This window comes from Streptomyces sp. BK79 (assembly GCF_044142145.1).
Lineage (GTDB): Bacteria > Actinomycetota > Actinomycetes > Streptomycetales > Streptomycetaceae > Streptomyces.
Map to the genome: position 1 here is coordinate 27,676 of NZ_JBHVOC010000032.1, position 16,027 is coordinate 43,702.

Sequence of the window (16,027 nt, forward strand, 5' to 3'; positions counted from 1 at the left end):
AGCGAGGTCAGCGGGCGGCGGACGGGAGCGTCACGGTGAACACCGTGCCGCCCGGTCCGCCGCCCACCTCGATCGTGCCGCCGTGCGCCCGCACCAGTGAGGCGGCCACCGAGAGCCCCAGCCCGCTGCCGCCCCGGTCGCGGCCGCGGGCCTCGTCGACGCGGTAGAAGCGGTCGAAGATCCGTTCCCGGTCGGCGGCCGGGACGCCCGGCCCGGTGTCGGCGACGGCCACCGTCACGCGCTCGTCCGCCGCCGTCACCGCGACCGACACCTTCGTGCCAGGCGGGGTGTGCACGGCCGCGTTGGTGAGCAGGTTGTCGAGCACCTGCCGCAGGCGCCGGGGGTCCAGGCGCAGCCGCACCGCCCCGGGAGGGGCCGTCACCGTCAGCGGATGCCCCGGGTGACCGGCGCGGAAGGCGTCGGCCGCCTGCCGCACCAGCTCCGTCAGATCCGCGTCCTCCCGGTGCAGCGGCGCCTGAGCCTCGCCCGCGTCCAGCCGGGCGAGCAGCAGCAGGTCGTCCAGGAGCACCCCCATCCGGGCCGCCTCCGCCCGCAGCCGGACCAGATGCCGCTCTCGTTCCCCGGGCCGGTCGGCCGCCGCGTACTGGAACAGATCGGCGTAGCCCCGCACCGACATCAGCGGGGTGCGCAGCTCGTGCGAGGCGTCGGCGACGAACCGGCGCAGCCGCTGCTCGGCCTCGGCGCGCACCGCCAGCGACGTGTCGATGTGCTCCAGCATCGTGTTGAACGCGGTCCGCAGCTCCGCCACCTCCCGCCCGCCGTCCCGGCCGTCCACGCGCAGCGGCAGCCGGGCGGCGGACTCGGTCAGGTCGTGCGAGGCGATGCCGTGCGCCGTGCCCGCCATGTCGCTCAGCGGTGCCAGCCCGCGCCGCAGCATCCGCCGGCCGAGCACCACCAGCGCCAGCAGCGCGAGACCGAACACGGCGACCTGCACCGTGACCAGCCGCTCCACGGTGTCCTCGACGTCCCCCAGGGGCGCCGCGCTGACCAGCACCACCCCGGGCTCCACCTCGCAGGCCCGCAGCAGGTAGGGACCGTGCCCGTCGATCCGCACCGTGCGCGTGAGGTCCTCGCCGGAGCCGGCCATCGTCCGCGCCAGGGCGGTCAGCGCACGGCTGTCGGCCGGCACGTCGGCGGGTGTGCGCAGGTCCGCGGAGCCGCCGGAGACGTCGTACACGGCCGTGTACCAGCCGTAGTACGGCTTGCGCCGCACCGTGCCGTGCGTCGCCGCGTCCTTGGACTGCACGACCTGCACCAGCTTCATCTGGTCGGCGAGCTGCCGCTCCAGATAGTCCCGCATGTACGCGGTCAGCACCGTGCCGACCAGGGCGAACACCACCAGCGCCAGCGCCCCCAGCCCCAGCGCCAGCCGGGTCCCGAGCCGCAGCCCGCGGTAGGCCCGCCACCACCGGCGTATCACCGCTCCGACCGCCGGATCACGTACCCGAAGCCGCGCACCGTCCGGATCAGCGGTTCGGCGTCCTGGGGGCCGGGGGCGGCGGCGTCCAGCTTGCGGCGCAGGCGGCTGACGACCAGTTCCACGACGTTGGACCGGCCGCCGAAGCCGTACTCCCAGACGTGGTCGAGGATCTGGGCCTTGGTCAGCACGGTCGGCGACCTGCGCATCAGGTAGCGCAGCACCTCGTACTCGGTGGGCGTCAGCGCCAGCCGCCGCCCGCCCCGGCGCACCTCGCGGGAGTCCTCGTCCATCGTCAGGTCCGCCACCCGCAGCACCGGCCGCGGGGAGCCCGCCCCGGCGCTGCGCCGCAGCACGGTCCGCAGCCGGGCCATCAACTCCTCCACCGCGAACGGCTTGACCAGGTAGTCGTCACCGCCCCGGGTCAGCCCCGCCACCCGGTCGGCCACCCCGTCGCGCGCGGTGAGGAACACCACCGGCACCATCGTGCCCGAGCCGCGCAGCCGGTCCAGGACCCCGAAGCCGTCGACGTCCGGCAGCATCACGTCGAGCACCACGATGTCCGGCCGGAAGTCACCGGCCAGCCGCAGCGCCTGCTCGCCGGTGTACGCGGTGACCGCCTCCCAGCCCTCGTAGCGGGCGACGGTGGCCACGAGATCGGCGATCGGCGGATCGTCGTCCACCACGAGGAGTCGTACGTTGTCCACGCGCTCATACTGCGCCACCGGTCCTCCGACCCTCGAACGCCAGGGAAAACGGTTCAGCGGCACGGACGTCTAGACTCTCCCGGCAACGACCCGTAGTGACCTGGCCAGAACTTCCCGCCCACCCGAAGGGTATTCGGCGTTTTGATACGGATGGAATCAGTCACCAAGCGGTACCCCGACGGCACCGTGGCGGTCGACCGGCTGTCGCTGGAGATACCGGACCGCGCGATCACCGTCCTCGTCGGACCGTCGGGCTGCGGCAAGACGACGACCCTGCGGATGATCAACAGGATGGTCGAACCGACCGAGGGCACCATCCTCCTCGACGGCGCGGACGTCCAGCGGCAGCCGGTCACCACGCTGCGCCGGTCCATGGGGTACGTCATCCAGAACGCCGGACTCTTCCAGCACCGGACGATCATCGACAACATCGCCACCGTGCCCCGCATGATCGGCTGGGGCAAGCAGAAGTCCCGTGAGCGGGCGGCGGAACTGATGGAGCGGGTGGGACTCGACGCCTCGCTCGGCAAGCGGTACCCGTACCAGCTCTCCGGCGGCCAGCAGCAGCGCGTCGGCGTGGCCCGGGCGCTCGCCGCGGACCCGCCCGTGCTCCTCATGGACGAGCCGTTCTCCGCCGTCGACCCGGTGGTCCGCAAGGGCCTCCAGGACGAACTCCTGCGCATCCAGGACGAGCTGGGCAAGACCATCGTCTTCGTCACCCACGACATCGACGAGGCCATCAAGCTCGGCACCCGGGTCGCGGTGATGCGCACCGGCGGCCGGCTCGCCCAGTTCGCGCCCCCGGCCGAGCTGCTGTCGAACCCCGCGGACGACTTCGTCGAGGACTTCCTCGGCGCCGACCGCGGCATCCGGCGGCTGTCCTTCTTCCCGTCCGCCGGCCTGGAGCTGACCACCGGCCCGGTCGTGCGCGCGGACGCCACGGCCGAGCGGCTCGCCGCGTCCGACGCCCCCTACGTCCTGGTGACCGACGCGGAGGACCGGCCGCTGGGCTGGGCCGAGCCGGGCGACCTGACCGCCGGGGGCATCGCGGCCGACCGACTGCTGCCGTACGGGCGGCCCTTCGTGCCCGGCACCGACTCGCTGCGCGCCGCCCTCGACTGCGCGGTCCTCTCGCCCACCGGCTGGGCCGTCGCCGTGGACGCCGACGGCCGGGTGGCCGGCGTCGCCTCCCAGCAGACCATCGGCGACGCGATCCGCACCGCCCACGGCGCGCAGGACACCGCCGACGCGCAGGACCCAGGGCCCGTCGACGTCGCGAAGGCCGCCCCGTGAACGGCTTCTTCGACATCCCGAGCGACCTCGACAACACCTACTTCGGCCTGATCGGGCTGCACCTGCGCGAGGCGCTGCTGCCGGTCCTGGCCGGGCTGCTGCTCGCGCTGCCCGTCGCCCAGCTCTGCGTGCGCTTCCGCTGGCTGTACCCGCCCGTCCTCGGCGTGACCACCGTCTTCTACGCCGTCCCGTCGCTGGCCGTCTTCGTCGTGCTCATCGACTACACCGGCCAGACCGAACTGACCGTGATGATCCCGCTGGCCGTCTACAGCCTGGTGGTGCTCGTCCCGGCGATCGTCGACGGCGTGCGGTCGGTGCCCGCGGAGACCCTGGCCGCCTCCACCGCGATGGGCTTCGGCCCCGTACGGCGCTACCTCCAGGTGCAGTTGCCCATCGCCGTGCCCGCGATCCTCGCCGGACTGCGGGTGGCCGTCTCGGCGAGCATCTCCCTGGTCAGCGTCGGCGCCCTCATCGGCAACCAGGGCGCCCTCGGCAACCTGCTCGCCGACGCCCAGAAGTACGGCCGGCCCGAACTGGCGGTCAACTCCGTCCTCACCACCGCCGTACTGGCCGTCCTGTGCGACGCGGCGCTCGTCCTGCTCCGGAACCTGCTGACCCCGTGGATGCCGCGCGGCAAGGGCGGCCGGCGCCCGAAGGAGACCGCGGTGCGGCAGGACACGCCCGGACCCGAGGAGGCGGCCGCCCGGTGAACGTCCTCAACTTCGCCGACGCCTTCTTCAGCGACAGCGCCCACTGGCACGGCTACGACGGCATCCCGCAACGCCTCCTGGAACACGTCCAGTACACCCTGATGGCGCTCGGCCTGGCCGCCGCGATCGGGCTGCCCGTCGGGCTGCTGACCGGACACACCGGACGCGGCGGCAACGCCGTCGCCTTCGTCGCCACCGCCGCCCGCGCGCTGCCCAGCTTCGGACTGCTGGTGCTGATCGCCGTCGTGGTCGGCATCGGCCTGCTGCCCGTGATGATCCCGCTCGTCGTGCTCGCGGTCCCGCCGATCCTGGTGACCACGTACGAGGCGGTCCGCTCCGTGGACCCGGCCCCGGTGGACGCCGCGCGGGGCATGGGCATGCACGAGCCGGGCATCCTCTTCCGCGTCGAACTGCCCGTCGCCCTGCCGCTGGTCCTCAGCGGGCTGCGCTCGGCCGCCATCCAGGTCGTCTCGACGGCCACCATCGCCGCGTACGTCAGTCTCGGCGGGATCGGCCGGTACATCATCGACGGGCTCTACCAGCGGGACTACGAGAAGGTGGTCGGCGGTGCCACCCTGGTGGCGCTCCTCGCGCTCGTCACGCTCGGGGTGTTCTGGGCGGCGGGGCGGCTGGCGGTGTCGCCGGGGGTGCGCAGACGGTGACGCGGGGCTGCCGGACACGTGGGCCGGAAGAAACCGTAACCAGGCTGTTCTTGACTGACCGACAACCGGCTCGTTTGGATCGGTGGATGACTTTCACCGTGAAGAGCAGCAGGTCCAGGACGAGGCACACCGGCGCGGCGGCCGTCGCGCTCACCGCCGCGGCGGCGCTGCTCGCGGGCTGTTCCTCTTCCGACGACACCTCCGACAACCCGCTCGCCGGGGAGAAGGCGGAGGCCGGCACCGTCGTCGTCGGCTCGAACAACTTCGCCGAGAGCACCCTGCTCGCCGACATCTACGGCGAGGCGCTCAAGGCCAAGGGCCTCAAGGTCACCTACAAGCACAACATCGGCAGCCGGGAGACGACGTACGGCCTGATGAAGAACGGCTCGGTCACGGTGCTGCCCGAGTACAACGGCTCGCTGCTCGCCTACCTCGACCCGAAGGCCGGGCAGCAGTCCGCCGACGCGGTCAACGAGGCCGCCAAGGCCAAGCTCGACAAGAAGCTGACGCTGCTGGAGTCGTCGCCGGCCGAGAACAAGGACTCGGTCAGCGTCAACGCCGAGACCGCGAAGAAGCACGGCCTGACCGCCGAGTCGACCCTCGCCGACCTCAAGGACATAGCGCCCGAGCTGGTCATCGGCGGTTCGCCCGAGTTCCAGACCCGGCAGCAGGGGCTCAAGGGCCTGGAGTCCGTGTACGGCCTGAAGTTCAAGTCCTTCAAGGCGCTCGACGCGGGCGGCCCGCTGACCCAGTCGGCGCTGACCAAGAACACCGTGCAGGCGGCGGACGTCTTCACCACCGACCCGACCATCATCAAGGAGAAGTTCGTCGTCCTGAAGGACCCGGAGAACCTCTTCGGATACGCGAACGTGACTCCGCTCGTCCACAAGGAGGGCCTGCCCCAGGAGGGCGTCGCCGCGCTGAACGCGGTCTCCGCCGCGCTGGACACCAAGACGCTCCTCGACCTGGACGCCCAGGTGCAGCTGGACAAGAAGGACCCGCTGGACGTGGCCAAGGCGTGGCTGGAGTCGGCGGGACTGGTCTGACCCGACTCCGTGCCTCAGGAGGCCGAACTGACGGGCAGTCATCGGTGAGTTATCGTGTACAGGGGGTTAAGACAGGCGGCACGGCCTGTTGAGTTCCAGCCCAGGAGAGTTCAGCCGATGGCGAGGCAGCTTCGCGCCGAACAGACCCGCGCGACGATCATCGTGGCCGCCGCCGATCTGTTCGACCGTCAGGGCTACGAGTCGACCAGCCTGAGCGAGATCGTGGCCCACGCCGGAGTCACCAAGGGTGCCCTGTACTTCCACTTCGCCGCGAAGGACGACCTCGCGCACGCCATCATGGAGCTCCAGTCCAGAACCTCGCGGCGACTGGCGACCGAGCTGGACGGGCGGGGCTACACCTCCCTGGAGGCGCTGATGCGCCTCACGTTCGGCATGGCCCGGCTGTGCGAGGAGGGGCCGGTGCTGCGCGCCGGTCTGCGGCTCGCCACCGGGGGAGTGGCGGTGCGGCCCCCGCTGCCGCACCCCTTCACCGAGTGGCGGGAGATCGCCTCGTCCCGTCTCCTGGACGCCGTGCGGCAGTCCGACGTGCAGCCGGACATCGACGTCGACTCCGTCGCCCACACCCTCGTCTGCTCCATCGTCGGCACCCGCGTCGTCGGCGGCACCCTCGAACCGGACGCGCGGCAGCGTCGCCGCCTGGCCGGGATGTGGCGCCTCCTCATCCGGGGCATGGTCCCGGTGACCCGGCGCGCGCGTTACCTCACCCTCGCGGCCCGCCTGGAGCGGGAGGCGGGCGCGGCCTGACCCGGCACGGACGGCGCCCGCGCGCCGGAACACGGCCGCCTCCGCCCGCCCCTGCGGGACCGCGCGGTACGGTGAGGCGCATGCCCGACACCCCGCCCGAGCCCGCCCCCGTCATCCTCGGAAACCGGCCCGGCTCCTTTCCCCACGGCGTGCTGGCCGAGCGGCACCCCGCCATCATCGGGCAGGTCGGGGAGGCGTTCCCCTACGACCCCGAGCGGCGGCGGGCCCTGGACGCGCTGCTCGCCAGTTGCGCCGACGGCGTGGTCGAGCCGCTCCCCGCCGAGGCCGACCCGCGCGACCGGGACCGCTGGGCACGGTGGGGGATGGACGCGTACGCGGGCCGCTCCTGGTTCGACGTGCCCTGGCTGTGGGCGGAGAGCCACTTCTACCGCCGGCTCCTCGACGCCGTCGGCTACTTCGGCCCCGGCGCCTGGCAGGGCGTCGACCCGTTCCGGCCCGCCAAGCTGGCCGAGCTGGACGCCCCGGAGACGGACGGGGAACTCGCCGCGCTCGACGGCCTCGCCGACCTGCCCGCGGACGAGCGGAGCCGGGCCCTGCTGCACGGCTCGCTCTGGGGCAACCGCGCCGACCTCGGCTTCCGCCTCTCCCGCGGCGGGAACGACACCGAGGGCGACGCCGAGCCCCTGGTCGCCGACGACAGCGACGCGCTCTGGTCGCTGCTGCCGCCCGCCCGGACGGGCACCTCGGGGACGGGCACCTCCGGTACGGGCACTTCCGGTACGGGCACCTCCCGTTCGGGCGCCTCGGCCCCCGTCGTCCTGTGCCTCGTCGCCGACAACGCCGGCCGGGAACTCGTCCCCGACCTGCTCCTCGTCTCGCACCTCCTCGCCGAGGGCCGTGTCGACCGCGCGATCCTGCACGTCAAGCCGTACCCGTACTACGTCTCCGACGCCACGCCCGCCGACGTGCTCGACGCGCTGCGGCGGCTCCGGGCGGCGGGCGGCGCGGCCGCCGCGTACGGAGAGCGGCTGTGGGCCGCGCTCAGCGACGGCCGCGTCACCGTCCGCGCCCACCCCTTCTCCTGCGCCCCGCTGCCGTACGCCGACATGCCCGACGACCTGCGCGCGGAGTTCGCCTCGGCCACGGTGACCGTCCTCAAGGGCGACCTGAACTACCGCCGCCTGGTGGGCGACCGGTGGTACGCCCCGACCACCCCCTTCGCCGACGTCACCGCCTACTTCCCGGGCCCCGTCGCCGCCCTGCGCACCCTCAAGTCCGACGTGATCACCGGTCTGGGCGCGGACACGGAGGCGGCGCTGGAGGCGAGCGGGGAGGGGCGCTGGCGGACCGGCGGAACCCACGCGCTGATCCAGGTCCGCGGCTGAGCGCACGACGACGCGTCAGGGGCGCACCGGCGAAGTTCCCGCTTTCCACCCCGATTCACGCGATGGTGTGATCATGTCCCGCCCCGCGGATGTGCCCCGGGGGCCCTGGGTAGTGCCCGGCCATGACGCAACAGCCCTTCGAACTCCCGCACTTCTACCTGCCGCATCCCGCGCGGCTCAACCCGCATCTCGACGAGGCGCGTGCCCACTCGACGACGTGGGCGCGCGAGATGGGCATGCTGGAGGGCTCCGGGGTCTGGGACCAGGCCGACCTCGACGCGCACGACTACGGCCTGCTCTGCGCCTACACGCACCCCGACTGCGACGGGCCGGCGCTCTCCCTCATCACCGACTGGTACGTGTGGGTCTTCTTCTTCGACGACCACTTCCTGGAGAAGTTCAAACGCAGCCAGGACCGCGTCGGCGGCAAGGCCCACCTCGACCGGCTCCCCCTCTTCATGCCGCTCGACCTCAGCGCCGGGATGCCCGAGCCCGAGAACCCGGTCGAGGCCGGTCTCGCCGACCTGTGGAAGCGCACGGTGCCGGCCATGTCGGCCGACTGGCGCCGCCGCTTCGCCGTCGCCACCGAGCACCTGCTCAACGAGTCCCTGTGGGAGCTGTCCAACATCAACGAGGGGCGGATCGCCAACCCCGTCGAGTACATCGAGATGCGCCGCAAGGTCGGCGGCGCCCCCTGGTCGGCCGGGCTCGTGGAGTACGCGACCGCCGAGGTGCCCGCCGCCGTCGCCGGGACCAGGCCGCTCAGGGTGCTGATGGAGACCTTCTCCGACGCCGTGCACCTGCGCAACGACCTCTTCTCCTACCAGCGCGAGGTCGAGGACGAGGGCGAGCTGAGCAACGGGGTGCTGGTCCTGGAGACCTTCTTCGGCTGCACCACCCAGGAGGCCGCCGAGCTGGTCAACGACGTCCTCACCTCGCGCCTGCACCAGTTCGAACACACCGCGTTCACCGAAGTTCCCGCCGTGGCCCTGGAGAACGGCCTGACCCCGGCCGAGGCCACCGCCGTCGGGCTGTACGCGAAGGGCCTGCAGGACTGGCAGTCCGGTGGCCACGAATGGCACATGCGCTCCAGCCGGTACATGAACAAGGGCGCCCGGCCCGACGCGGGCTGGCAGGCGCTGACCGGACCCGGCACCTCCGCCGCGAACGTCGGAGCGCTGCTGGCCGGCGCCGCCGCCGAGCGGGCCCGCCCGTACACGTACGTGCCGTTCCAGAAGGTCGGCCCCTCGATCATCCCCGACATCCGGATGCCCTTCCCGCTAGAGCTGAGCCCCGCCCTGGACGGCGCCCGGCGGCACCTGGCCGAGTGGTCGCGGGAGGTCGGCTTCCTCGGCGAAGGGGTCTGGGACGAGGACAAGCTCGCCAGCTGCGACCTGCCCCTGTGCGCCGCCGGCCTCGACCCGGACGCCACCCAGGAGCAGCTGAACCTCGCCTCCGACTGGCTGGCCTTCGGCACCTACGGCGACGACTACTACCCGCTGGTCTACGGCCACCGGCGCGACCTGGCCGCCGCCCGGCTGACCACCGCCCGCCTGTCGGCCTGCATGCCGCTCGACGGAGAGCCGGTGCCGCCGCCCGCCAACGCCATGGAGCGCTCCCTGATCGACCTGTGGGCCCGCACGACGGCAGGCATGACCCCCGAGGAGCGCCGCCCGCTGAAGTCGGCCGTCGACACGATGACCGAGGCGTGGGTGTGGGAGCTGGCCAACCAGATCCAGAACCGCGTCCCCGACCCCGTGGACTACCTGGAGATGCGGCGTGCCACGTTCGGTTCCGACCTGACCCTCGGCCTGTGCCGCGCCGGCCACGGCCCGGCCGTCCCGCCCGAGGTCTACCGCAGCGGCCCCGTCCGCTCCCTGGAGAACGCGGCGATCGACTACGCGTGCCTGCTCAACGACGTCTTCTCCTACCAGAAGGAGATCGAGTACGAGGGCGAGATCCACAACGCGGTCCTCGTCGTCCAGAACTTCTTCGGCGTCGACTACCCGGCCGCCCTCGGCGTCGTCCAGGACCTGATGAACCAGCGCATGCGCCAGTTCGAGCACGTCGTCGCCCACGAACTGCCCATCGTCTACGACGACTTCCAGCTCTCCGACGAGGCACGGAAGATCATGCAGGGCTATGTGACCGACCTGCAGAACTGGATGGCCGGCATCCTCAACTGGCACCGGAACGTCCCGCGCTACCGGGCCGACTACCTGGCGAGCCGCACCCACGGGTTTCTCCCGGACCGGGCCCCGGCCGTGCCCGTGCCCAGGAGCAGCCCCGTTCCGACCGGCTGACCGTCGTTCAGTCTCACTCTTTCGTGACTCGTCACGCGGTGGTGCGCCGGGTAGAGCACCAGCCGGAGGCGAACCATGGAACAGACAGCGTTGCGACCCAAGCCGATGCCCGGCCAGGAGCCGGGAGCCGTCACCGCACCCGACGGCGTCCGGCGCCCCCAGTCCGGGCGCCGGCGCCGCAGGCGGCTCACCACCCTGCTGCTCGGGGTGTTCGCCGCGGCGGTCCTGCTCCTGGCGGGCGTGGGGCTCGGCACGGTGGGCGCCACGGTCATCGGCATGAGCGAACTGGCCGAACTGCGGCAGCGGGCGGGCGCCCCCGGAGCCGGGCCGGGAGCGGCGGCGGGGCCCGGGGCGGAAGCGAAGAACCGGCCGGGCAGCGGGGCCGCCCCCGCCCGTCCGGCGGCCGGCCCGACCCCGGCGCCGCCCGCCGCGACCCTGGGGGTGGAGGCCGTGGACCACGAGCGGCCGGGCGCGCTGGTGGTGGGCGTCCATGTGCCCGGCCCGGCGTACGCGGCGGGCCTGGTCCGGGGCGACGTGCTCCTCGCGTTCGGCAGGACCCGCGTCGACTCGGCCGCCGACCTCGCCCGTGCGGTGGCCCGCGCCCGGCCGGGCAAGGCGGTCACGCTCACGGTGCGCCACGAGAGCGGCGGCTACCAGCAGCTGACGGCCGTACCGGGCGTCGTCACGTGACCGTGCGGACGTGGCTCGCCGGGCGCCACGCCGCCGGCCCGTCTTCCGGGGATGTGCGGACCCCGCCCTCGGTCGTGGAGGTCGATCGACGTCAATCCGCTCGCGCGGACCCCTCGCCGAGGGCAGGATGCTGCCCGTAGTCCCTTCACTTCCACCCTCAGGGAGGCCCGGATGACCGGCAGCACGCCCGCCGCGTCCTTCACCGCCGACGACTACCGGGCCCGCATGGAGCGCGCCGCGCGGGCGGCCGCCGACGCCGGGCTGGCCGGGCTGCTGGTGGCACCGGGGCCGGACCTCGTATGGCTCACCGGCTACGCGCCCACCGCCGCCACCGAACGGCTCACCCTGCTCGTCCTGGCCCCCGGCCGCGATCCCGTCCTCGTCGTCCCGACACTGGAGGCACCCGACGCCGAGAAGGTCGCCGGGGCCCCCGCCCTGACCCTGCGCGACTGGACCGACGGCAAGGACCCCTATGCCGCCACCGCCGCCCTCCTCGACGGCTCCGGACGGTACGGCGTCAGCGACAACGCCTGGGCCCTGCACCTGCTGGCCCTCCAGCGGGCGCTGCCCCGCACCTCGTACGCCTCGCTCACCGAGGCGCTGCCCATGCTGCGCGCCGTCAAGGACGCCGCGGAGCTGGAGCTGCTGGCGGCGGCGGGCGCGGCCGCGGACGCCACGTTCGAGGAGATCCGGAAGGTCACCTTCGGCGGGCGGCGCGAGTCCGACGTCGCCGCCGACCTCGCGGACCTACTGCGGCGGTTCGGCCACTCCCAGGTCGACTTCACCATCGTCGCCTCCGGGCCGAACGGCGCCAACCCGCACCACGAGGTCGGCGACCGCGTCATCGAGGACGGCGACATGATCGTCCTCGACTTCGGCGGCCTGAAGGACGGCTACGGCTCCGACACCTCCCGCACCGTGCACGTGGGCGAGCCCACCGACGAGGAGCGCCGGGTGCACGACCTCGTCCGCGAGGCGCAGGAGGCCGGCTTCCGGGCGGTGCGGCCCGGCGTCGCCTGCCAGGAGGTCGACCGGGCCGCCCGCGCCGTCATCGCGGACGCCGGGTACGGCGAGTACTTCATCCACCGCACCGGGCACGGCATCGGCGTCACCACGCACGAGCCGCCGTACATGATCGAGGGCGAGGAGCAGCCCCTCGTGCCCGGCATGTGCTTCTCCGTCGAGCCCGGCGTCTATCTGCCCGGCCGGTTCGGGGTACGCATCGAGGACATCGTCACGGTCACCGAGGACGGCGGCCGGCGTCTCAACGACACCAGCCGGGAGATGGTCCTGGTGGAGTGACCCTCGACGGCACCCCGCACCCCGCACCCCGCACCCGGCAGCCCCGGAAGACGACGGCTCGATCATGACCCAGGCACCGACACCCACCCCGGACACCGTCCGCCGACTGGTCCGTTCCCTGCTGGGCGGGAGCGCGGAATCCGACGTCCGTCCCGTCGCGGCGGTCGCCGGGTCCGCCACCTGGTGGGTCGGTCCCCGCCACGTGCTGCGCCTGGCCCCCGACCGCGAGGCGGCGGTCCGGCAGCGCCGCGAGCTGCGCCTGCGCGAACTGGTCCGCCCCGCCGTCCCGGTGGCGCTGCCGACGAGCGTGGCGCACGGCGAGTGGGCGCCGGGGCTGACCTACACCCTGGACGCCAAGGTGCCCGGCGGCTCGGGCGAGGACCACGAGGTGTCGGCGCTGGGCGAGGCGGACCTCGCGGCCCTGCTCACCGGATTGCGCGAGGTGTCCGTCCGGCAGGCCGAGACCTTCGGCGTGCCCCGGGCCGCCCCGCGCTCGCTGGAGGCGCTCAGGCAGTCCGCGGAGCGCGCCGCCCGGCGCCTGGCCGAGGCCGACGAGTTCGACGCCGCCCGGCCGGAGCGGCTCACCCGCGCGGCGGCGGCCCAGCTGGCCGCCCAGCCCGGCGCGGCCGTCCTCGTCCACCGCGGCCTGTCCGGCGATCACCTCGTGGTCAGCGCCGACGGCCGGGTGCGCGGCGTGCTGGGCTGGACCGAGGCGGTCCTCGGCGACCCGGCGGAGGACATCGCCTCTCTCGCGCTCTCCGTCGGTTCGCCCGCCGCCGTCCGCGCGGCCACCCTCGCCGGCTACGGCGCCCGCCCCTGCCTGCGCGGGCTGTGGCTGGCCCGCTGCGACACCCTCGTCCAGCTCGCCGCCGCCCTCGCGGGCCGCGCGTCCGAGGCGCCGCCGCCCGTCCCGCCCCTTCCTCTGCCCCTGCTCCGGACCCGTCTGCGGCGCGCCTGGGAGCCGATCCTGCTGGAACGTGTGACGGAACTGCGCGAGGACGGGCCGGAGGACGGGCCACAGGCCAACTCGGAAGACACCCCGGACGGCCCACAGACCTGAGCACCCCCGGCCCGTCGTCCGGGTCCTGTTGTCCGGCCCCCGTCAGTCCTGAAGGAGCACCACGCTCGACTCGCCCGGCAGGCGCAGCACCCCGTCCGAGCCCGGCACCTCCACCGGCTCCCACGCGGCGAGCACCCGCGCCGGACGGGTACCCAGCGGGATCGCCACCGGCCCGGCACCCAGGTTGACCGCCACCCGGATGTCGCCGCGCCGGAAGGCCAGCCAGCGCGCGTCGTCGTCGTACGCGACCCTGGTGTCGGCCAGGTCCGGGTCCGTCAGGTCCGGCTGCTCGGCGCGCAGGGCGATCAGCCGGCGGTACCAGGCCAGCACGCGCGCGTGCGGCTCGCGTTCCGGCTCGGACCAGTCGAGGCACGACCGGTCCCGCGTCGCCGGGTCCTGCGGGTCGGGCACGTCCTCCTCCCGCCACCCGTGCGCGGCGAACTCGCGCCGCCTGCCGTCGCGCACGGCCTGAGCCAGCTCCGGGTCGGTGTGGTCGGTGAAGAACTGCCACGGTGTGCCCGCCGCCCACTCCTCGCCCATGAACAGCATCGGCGTGAACGGCGCGGTCAGCGTCAGTGTGGCCGCGCAGGCCGCCAGGCCGGGGGAGACCAGCGCGGCCAGGCGGTCGCCCTGGGCGCGGTTGCCGACCTGGTCGTGGGTCTGGCTGTAGCCGGTGAGCCGGTGTGCGGCCACCCGCCCGCGGTCCAGCGGCCGGCCGTGCGCGCGGCCCCGGAAGCTGGAGTACGTCCCGTCGTGGAAGTATCCCCGGGTCAGCGTCCTGGCGAGCGCCGCCAGACCGGCGTGCGCGAAGTCGGCGTAGTAGCCCTGGGACTCCCCGGTCAGCGCGGTGTGCAGGGCGTGGTGGAAGTCGTCGTTCCACTGCGCGTGCACCCCGAGGCCGCCCTCCGCGCGCGGGGTGATGATCCGGGGGTCGTTGAGGTCGGACTCGGCGATCAGGAACAGCGGGCGGCCCACGTCGGCGGCCAGGTCGTCCACGGCGGTCGACAACTGTTCGAGGAAGTGGCACGCCCGCGTGTCGACGAGGGCGTGCACCGCGTCCAGGCGCAGCCCGTCGATCCGGTAGTCCCGCAGCCACGCCAGCGCGCTGTCCACCAGGTACGCGCGGACCTCGTCCGAGCCCGGGGCGTCCAGGTTGACGGCGACGCCCCAGGGCGTGTGGTGGGTGTCGGTGAAGTACGGACCGAAGGCGGGCAGGTAGTTGCCCGAGGGGCCCAGGTGGTTGTGCACCACGTCCAGGACCACGCCCAGGCCGAGTTCGTGGGCCCGGTCGACGAAGCGTTTCAGCGCCTCGGGGCCGCCGTACGGCTCGTGCACCGCCCACAGGGAGACACCCTCGTACCCCCAGCCGTGCCGCCCGGGGAAGGGGCACAGCGGCATCAACTCGACGTGGGTGACGCCCAGTCGCACGAGGTGGTCGAGCCGCTCGGCGGCGGCGTCGAGCGTGCCCTCGCGCGTGTACGTGCCCACGTGCAGCTCGTACAGGACGCCGCCGGGCAGCGGACGCCCGGCCCACGGTGCGCGCCACGCGTACCGCCCGTGGTCCACGACCGCGCTCAGCCCGTCCGGCCCGTCCGGCTGCCGGCGCGAGCGCGGGTCCGGCAGCACCGGCCCGTCGTCCACCGCGAAGCCGTACCGCGAGCCGTCGTGCGCCTGCGCCCGGCCGCACCACCACCCCGGCCGCTCCGGATCCTGCTCCAACGCGTGCGTGACGCCGTCGCACTTCAGCGTCACCCGGCCGGCCTGCGGTGCCCACACCTCGAACTGCACGGACGGTTCCCCTTCGTCTGCTCACCGTGATGTAGCCCGTCCATGGTCCTGCAAAAGCGATCAGTCCGCTGGGGAAAAGCACCGTTCGCGGCAGGTGTCGTGTCCGGCGGCACGCCGCGCCCCGCGTCCGACGGCCGCGCACCGCGCGCGTGGTGGCCGTTTTCCCGTTTCCTGGACACCCCGGCCCGGCTGACCGACAATCACGAGCGTGACGTCGTCCTTCGAGTTCCACACGTACCCCGCGCGGTTGTCCGACGCGGAGCGCGACAAGGCGCTGAAGGTGCTCCGGGACGGTGTCGTCATGGGGCGTCTGTCGCACGACACGTTCATCCGCAGGATGGAGCTGGCCCTCGCCGCCCGCCGCCTGGAGGAACTCGCCGCGCTCACCGCCGACCTGCCCACCGAGAGCCGGGTGTCGCGGCTGGTGTTCGGCACCGTCGAGGCGGTGTCCGGGTTCGGCGTACGGCTGCGCCGGGCCTGGCAGGCCGAGCGGCTGCCCAAGCTCCTGCTGCCCCACCCCGGTACCGGTCATCCGCTGCGCATAGGGCGCGACCCGGCGAGCGGGCTGCGGCTGACCCACGAGACGGTGTCCCGCGTGCACGCCGAACTCAGCCGCCAGGGCGGCATGTGGGTGCTGCGCGACCTCGGCTCGACCAACGGGACCACGGTCAACGGGCGGCGGGTCATCGGTGCGGCCGTGGTCCGCGAGGGTGACCAGATCGGCTTCGGTCAGATGGCCTTCCGCCTCGCGGCGACCTGATCCGCACGAGGCGGCGCGCACAGCTCTGGCCTGGGCTTCACCCGGTGTGGTGCATCCCGGTGGGGCGATCGCAGGACGGACCACGGGGCGGATCACAGGACGGACCAGTGGGACAAATCCCTTTGCTTTTCATGGTGTTGACGAAGCCCTGAAGTCG

Annotated in this window: 14 protein-coding genes; 11 read left to right on the forward strand and 3 right to left on the reverse strand. The window is 73.4% G+C overall.

All coding sequences use genetic code 11. The features are described from left to right. Window positions 1-7: 7 nt before the first annotated feature. Together ACFIF2_RS32020 and ACFIF2_RS32025 are read right to left on the reverse strand one after the other, a co-directional pair. Window positions 8-1,441, reverse strand: coding sequence for a sensor histidine kinase (locus ACFIF2_RS32020; RefSeq protein WP_395576777.1), 1,434 nt, complete (start codon window positions 1,439-1,441; stop codon window positions 8-10). After that, on the reverse strand, window positions 1,438-2,163 hold the full coding sequence (locus ACFIF2_RS32025) for a response regulator transcription factor (protein ID WP_395576778.1): 726 nt from the start codon (window positions 2,161-2,163) through the stop codon (window positions 1,438-1,440). Before ACFIF2_RS32025 ends, ACFIF2_RS32020 begins: the two co-directional genes overlap by 4 nt. Window positions 2,164-2,286: 123 nt before the next feature. Between ACFIF2_RS32025 and ACFIF2_RS32030 the strand changes: the two genes are divergently transcribed. From ACFIF2_RS32030 to ACFIF2_RS32075, 10 genes are all read left to right on the forward strand, one after another. Then, window positions 2,287-3,438, forward strand: coding sequence for an ABC transporter ATP-binding protein (locus ACFIF2_RS32030; RefSeq protein WP_395576779.1), 1,152 nt, complete (start codon window positions 2,287-2,289; stop codon window positions 3,436-3,438). Next, complete coding sequence (locus ACFIF2_RS32035) at window positions 3,435-4,148, forward strand: ABC transporter permease (RefSeq protein WP_395576780.1); 714 nt, start codon at window positions 3,435-3,437, stop codon at window positions 4,146-4,148. The genes ACFIF2_RS32030 and ACFIF2_RS32035 overlap by 4 nt, the downstream gene beginning before the upstream one ends. Beyond that, complete coding sequence (locus ACFIF2_RS32040) at window positions 4,145-4,810, forward strand: ABC transporter permease (RefSeq protein ID WP_395576781.1); 666 nt, start codon at window positions 4,145-4,147, stop codon at window positions 4,808-4,810. Before ACFIF2_RS32035 ends, ACFIF2_RS32040 begins: the two co-directional genes overlap by 4 nt. Window positions 4,811-4,896: 86 nt before the next feature. Further along, window positions 4,897-5,856, forward strand: a complete 960-nt coding sequence (locus tag ACFIF2_RS32045) for an ABC transporter substrate-binding protein (RefSeq protein WP_395576782.1) — start codon at window positions 4,897-4,899, stop codon at window positions 5,854-5,856. Between the two features lie 117 nt (window positions 5,857-5,973). Beyond that, on the forward strand, window positions 5,974-6,621 hold the full coding sequence (locus ACFIF2_RS32050; RefSeq protein WP_395576783.1) for a ScbR family autoregulator-binding transcription factor: 648 nt from the start codon (window positions 5,974-5,976) through the stop codon (window positions 6,619-6,621). Between the two features lie 80 nt (window positions 6,622-6,701). Then, window positions 6,702-7,967, forward strand: coding sequence for a damage-control phosphatase ARMT1 family protein (locus ACFIF2_RS32055; RefSeq protein ID WP_395576784.1), 1,266 nt, complete (start codon window positions 6,702-6,704; stop codon window positions 7,965-7,967). 122 nt (window positions 7,968-8,089) lie between these two features. Continuing rightward, a complete protein-coding gene (gene cyc2, locus ACFIF2_RS32060; RefSeq protein WP_395576785.1) occupies window positions 8,090-10,270 on the forward strand; it encodes a germacradienol/geosmin synthase Cyc2 in 2,181 nt (726 codons plus the stop codon). 75 nt (window positions 10,271-10,345) lie between these two features. Continuing rightward, the gene (locus ACFIF2_RS32065; protein WP_395576786.1) at window positions 10,346-10,960 is read left to right on the forward strand and encodes a PDZ domain-containing protein; all 615 of its coding nucleotides are present in this window, start codon (window positions 10,346-10,348) and stop codon (window positions 10,958-10,960) included. A 171-nt stretch (window positions 10,961-11,131) separates the two neighbouring features. Beyond that, complete coding sequence (locus ACFIF2_RS32070) at window positions 11,132-12,262, forward strand: aminopeptidase P family protein (RefSeq protein WP_395576787.1); 1,131 nt, start codon at window positions 11,132-11,134, stop codon at window positions 12,260-12,262. 64 nt (window positions 12,263-12,326) lie between these two features. After that, window positions 12,327-13,322, forward strand: coding sequence for an aminoglycoside phosphotransferase family protein (locus tag ACFIF2_RS32075; protein WP_395576788.1), 996 nt, complete (start codon window positions 12,327-12,329; stop codon window positions 13,320-13,322). Window positions 13,323-13,364: 42 nt separating this feature from the next. Here the strand turns inward: ACFIF2_RS32075 and treZ are convergent, their stop codons facing one another. Then, entirely contained in the window at window positions 13,365-15,110 is a 1,746-nt protein-coding gene (gene treZ, locus ACFIF2_RS32080) for a malto-oligosyltrehalose trehalohydrolase (RefSeq protein WP_395576789.1), read from the reverse strand. Window positions 15,111-15,318: 208 nt separating this feature from the next. On the opposite strand from treZ, the gene ACFIF2_RS32085 reads away from it, so the two are divergent. Next, a complete protein-coding gene (locus ACFIF2_RS32085; RefSeq protein WP_395576790.1) occupies window positions 15,319-15,870 on the forward strand; it encodes an FHA domain-containing protein in 552 nt (183 codons plus the stop codon). The last annotated feature ends 157 nt before the right edge of the window (window positions 15,871-16,027 follow it).

Excerpts from the sequence above, each read along its gene's own strand:
- ACFIF2_RS32045 (WP_395576782.1), top strand. The coding sequence starts at position 4,897 with ATGACTTTCACCGTGAAGAGCAGCAGGTCCAGGACGAGGCACACCGGC.
- ACFIF2_RS32050 (WP_395576783.1), top strand. The coding sequence starts at position 5,974 with ATGGCGAGGCAGCTTCGCGCCGAACAGACCCGCGCGACGATCATCGTG.
- ACFIF2_RS32055 (WP_395576784.1), top strand. The coding sequence starts at position 6,702 with ATGCCCGACACCCCGCCCGAGCCCGCCCCCGTCATCCTCGGAAACCGG.
- cyc2 (WP_395576785.1), top strand. The coding sequence starts at position 8,090 with ATGACGCAACAGCCCTTCGAACTCCCGCACTTCTACCTGCCGCATCCC.
- ACFIF2_RS32065 (WP_395576786.1), top strand. The coding sequence starts at position 10,346 with ATGGAACAGACAGCGTTGCGACCCAAGCCGATGCCCGGCCAGGAGCCG.
- ACFIF2_RS32070 (WP_395576787.1), top strand. The coding sequence starts at position 11,132 with ATGACCGGCAGCACGCCCGCCGCGTCCTTCACCGCCGACGACTACCGG.
- ACFIF2_RS32075 (WP_395576788.1), top strand. The coding sequence starts at position 12,327 with ATGACCCAGGCACCGACACCCACCCCGGACACCGTCCGCCGACTGGTC.